Below are 3190 nucleotides of genomic sequence, written 5' to 3'. Positions count from 1 at the left end.
CACAAAGGGACAAAAGAGGCAGAGTTACCGGAGAACTCCGGTAACTGGGGCCAAAACGGGCCCAGAGAGGCTGAGTTACCGGAGAACTCCGGTAACTGGGGCCAAAACAGGCCCAAAAAGACAGAGTTACCGGAGAACTCCGGTAACTGGGGCAAAACCGCCGCCGGCTCGGTGCCGCCGCTACCCCTCGGCGGCGGCGGCGGCGCCGGGCGGCCCGCCGCCGCCGGCCTTCGCGCCGTCGAGGAAGCGCGAAATCGCGAGCGAGGCGGCGCCGAGGGCGGCGGAGTCGAGGCCGAGCGAGGCGAACTCGATGCGCGCGCGGTCGAGGTGGTGGCGCAGGGCGCGGCTCGCCGCCGCTTCGCGCAGCGGCGCCTCGAGCCAGCGCCGCGCCAAAGCGAGCCGATTGCCGACGATGATCATCTCCGGGTTGAAGGCGTTGACGGCGGTCGCGACGCCGATGCCGAGGTAGCGGCCGATCGCCTCCAAAACGGCGATCGCCGCGGCGTCGCCGGCCTCCGCGAGCCGCACGGCGCCCTCGAGCTCGCGCAGCTCCGGCGCGGCGCCGTCCCCGAGCGCGGTCAACGCGATCTCGGAGGCGTACATCTCCCAGCAGCCCGCGCTGCCGCACGAGCACGGCCGGCCGCCGTCGGCTTGGATCGTCATATGGCCGAGCTCGCCGGAGAAGCCGGACGCGCCGCGATACAGCTCGTGCCCGACGATCAGCCCCGTGCCGATGCCGACGCCGGCGCTGACGTACACGAGATCGCCGGCGTCGCGCCCGATGCCGAACTGCTTCTCGCCGACGGCGCCGACGTTCGCCTCGTTGTCGAGAACGACGCGCAGCCCGAGCTCCGCCTCCAGCATGCCCCGCAGCGGCGCGTCGCGCCAGCCGAAGTTCGGCGCCGTCAGCACGACGCCGGCGTCGTCCACGATGCCCGGCACGCCGAGCCCGACGCCGACGACGCCGTAGGGCGCCTCCGGCGCCGACCGCGCGAGCGAGCGGACGACGTCGCAGACGACGAGCGCCGCGTCCGCCGGCGCCGAGACGCGCAGCCGCCGCCGCTCCCGCGCCAGAATTGCGCCCGACAGATCGGTCAGCACGGCGGACACCGTGTTGACGCCGAGGTCGACGCCGATCGCGTGCCCGGCTTCCCGATGAAACAGCAGCATGACCGGCTTGCGCCCGCCGCTCGACTCGCCGAGGCCGGTCTCGAGCACGAGCCGCTCGTCGAGCCACTCGGCCACCAAAGACGATACCGTCGCCTTATTCAGCCCCAGCTTCGCCGCGATGTCGGCGCGGGAAATCGGCGCGTGCGATCGAATCGTATCGAGCACGAGCGATTTGTTCATTCGCTTGATCAAGGTCTGATCGCCGGTCATTTTCATGATGCGCGGGTCGCTCCTTCGCGGCGGCGGGGGCCGTTTTCCGATTATCATAGCACAAATCATGAAAATGATGAAACTTAGTTTGTTTACTCGACAAACGAAGTGACGCGTGATACACTAACGTCAGTTGGTCATACTAATTTGGATTTTACTATTGGGAGGGCTTTCAAGGATGAGCGCGTTCAAAAATGTCGGCACCATCCAGTACGAAGGGAAAGAGTCGAAGAACCCGTTAGCCTTTAAACATTACAACCCGGACGAGATCGTGCTCGGCCGCAGAATGGAAGACTACCTCCGGTTCGCCTGCGCGTACTGGCACACGTTCACCGGCGAAGGCTCCGACCCGTTCGGCGTCGGCACGGCGATCCGCCCGTGGCACGGCACGAGCGGCCTCGACCTCGCGAAGGCGCGCGTCGAAGCGTCGTTCGAATTTTACGAGAAGCTCGGCATTCCGTTCTTCTGCTTCCACGACCGCGACATCGCGCCGGAAGGCGCGACGCTGCGCGAGACGAATAAGAACCTCGACGTCATTGTAGCCATGATGAAGGATTACATGAAGACGAGCAAGGTCAAGCTGCTGTGGAACACGGCGAACATGTTCTCGAACCCTCGCTTCGTGCACGGCGCGGCGACGACGAGCAACGCGGACGTGTTCGCGTACGCGGCTGCACAGGTGAAGAAGGGCCTCGAGACGGGCCTCGAGCTCGGCTCGGAAAACTACGTCTTCTGGGGCGGCCGCGAGGGCTACGAGTCGCTGCTGAACACGAACATGAAGCTCGAGCTCGACAATCTGGCGCGCTTCTTCCATATGGCGATCGCGTACGCGGACGAGATCGGCTACAAAGGCCAATTCCTCATCGAGCCGAAGCCGAAGGAACCGTCCAAGCACCAGTACGACTTCGACGCGGCGACGACGATCGCGTTCCTGAAGTCCTACGGTCTGGAGGATCGCTTCAAGCTGAACATCGAGGCGAACCACGCGACGCTCGCGGGCCACACGTTCGAGCACGAGCTCCACGTCTCCCGCATCAACGGCATGCTCGGCTCCATCGACGCGAATCAAGGCGACACGCTGCTCGGCTGGGATACCGACGAATTCCCGACGGATCTGTACTCGGTGACGCTCGCGATGTACGAAATCGTGCAAAACGGCGGCCTCGGCTCCGGCGGCGTCAACTTCGACGCGAAGGTGCGCCGGCAATCGTTCGAAGCGGAAGACTTGTTCTTCGCCCATATCGCGGGCATGGACACGTTCGCGCGCGGCCTCAAAGTTGCGGCGAAGCTCGTCGAAGACAAGGTGCTCGAAAATGTCCTCGCAGACCGCTACGCGTCGTTCTCCGAAGGCATCGGGCTCGATATCGTCAACGGCAAAGCGGATTTCAAGTCGCTGGAAGCGTACATCATCGACAAGGGCGAAATCGTGAATAAATCCGGCCGCTTGGAGCAGATTCGCGCGACGCTCAACGACTACATTTTCTAAGAAAACGACACCTAGAGGGCTACCGGCAGGCGGCCCTCTTTCTTCGGGAGGAGAGACGGTATGAAATACGTCATTGGCGTCGATCTCGGCACGAGCGCGGTGAAGGCGCTGCTCGTCGGCAGCGACGGCGCGATTCGCGCCGAAGCGTCGCGGGAATATCCGCTGTACCAGGAGCGGTCGGGCTACAGCGAGCAGGTGCCGGAGGATTGGGTGCGCGAGACGGTGAACGCGCTGTCGGACGTCGTGCGCGCGTCGGGCGCGGCCGCGGCCGACATCGAGGGCATCAGCTTCTCCGGGCAGATGCACGGGCTCGTGCTGCTCGAC

At 64.9% G+C, this 3190-nt stretch carries 3 protein-coding genes; 2 read left to right on the top strand and 1 reads right to left on the bottom strand.

Annotation, left to right across the window (positions count from 1 at the left end):
- Positions 1-180 precede the first annotated feature (180 nt).
- Entirely contained in the window at positions 181-1386 is a 1206-nt protein-coding gene (locus VEZ38_RS17305; protein ID WP_324895673.1) for an ROK family transcriptional regulator, read from the bottom strand.
- Positions 1387-1558: 172 nt separating this feature from the next.
- On the opposite strand from VEZ38_RS17305, the gene xylA reads away from it, so the two are divergent.
- Both xylA and VEZ38_RS17295 read left to right on the top strand, forming a co-directional pair.
- Complete coding sequence (gene xylA, locus VEZ38_RS17300; RefSeq protein ID WP_324895671.1) at positions 1559-2866, top strand: xylose isomerase; 1308 nt, start codon at positions 1559-1561, stop codon at positions 2864-2866.
- Between the two features lie 60 nt (positions 2867-2926).
- Positions 2927-3190, top strand: a 264-nt coding sequence (locus VEZ38_RS17295; protein WP_324895669.1) for an FGGY family carbohydrate kinase, incomplete at its 3' end; no start/stop codon positions are given.

This window comes from Paenibacillus sp., from assembly GCF_035645235.1.
Lineage (GTDB): Bacteria > Bacillota > Bacilli > Paenibacillales > YIM-B00363 > Paenibacillus_AE.
The sequence above is the reverse complement of the archived record's forward strand: the minus strand, read 5'-3'. Positions and strand labels throughout refer to the sequence as shown.